2 protein-coding genes are annotated in these 710 nt (G+C 71.8%); one reads left to right on the top strand and one right to left on the bottom strand.

The genetic code is table 11. From position 1 onward, the window contains the following. On the bottom strand, nucleotides 1-451 hold a 451-nt coding region (locus E1295_RS48295), incomplete at its 3' end, for an SDR family oxidoreductase (protein ID WP_246081271.1). On the opposite strand from E1295_RS48295, the gene E1295_RS50570 reads away from it, so the two are divergent. Beyond that, the coding region (locus E1295_RS50570) for a hypothetical protein (protein WP_220449279.1) at nucleotides 422-710 on the top strand (289 nt) is incomplete at its 3' end. The two genes, E1295_RS48295 and E1295_RS50570, sit on opposite strands and share 30 nt — an antisense overlap.

The raw sequence follows: 710 nt of genomic DNA on the forward strand, positions 1-710 counted from the left end.
CAGTGGACCCGCACAGTGGACCCGCACAGTGGACCCGCACAGTGGACCCGCACAGTGGACCCGCACAGTGGACCCGCACAGTGGACCCGCACAGTGGACCCGCACAGTGGGCCTGACGGCCGGGTGGACGGGTGCGCCGGTCAGACGGGCTGGCCGAGCGGGCGGACGACCACCGTGTTGACGTCCACGCCGTCCGGCCGGCAGACCGCCCCAGACGCGGTGACGCTGTCCGGGTGGCGGTGCCGGCGTTGGCCACGACGGCGTCCAGCCGCCCGAAGGTGTCCAGGGTGGCGTCCACCGCCGCCTGCGTCGCCTCCTGGTCGGCGGCGTCCGCGGCGATGGTCAGCAAGGCCTCCGGTGCCGCGACGCCTGCGGCGAACCGGGAGAGCCGGTCACGGTCGCGCCCGGTGACGGTGACCCGGTGGCCACGGTCGAGCAGCAGCCGGGCCACGGCGGCTCCGACGCCGCCGGAGCCGCCGGTGATCAGTGTGACAGGGGAATCGGTCTTGACATCCTCCCGGCCCTGAAGGACCGGGATTCCAGCCGTCGCCGACTGGCCTTCCTGCTTCACCGCCGGTCGCCTGCCCGGGAAAGGGAACTCCCGTTGAGGTCTTACACCAGCTCCACAGGCGTTTCACCTCTCCGCAAGCCCTGCGGCGAGGGTGCTTCTGATCGTTCGTCCGGTGGCTTGGTCATCACCACCGTCGAAC

Origin of the sequence: Nonomuraea mesophila, assembly GCF_004352805.1 — a bacterium.
GTDB classification, from domain to species: domain Bacteria; phylum Actinomycetota; class Actinomycetes; order Streptosporangiales; family Streptosporangiaceae; genus Nonomuraea; species Nonomuraea longispora.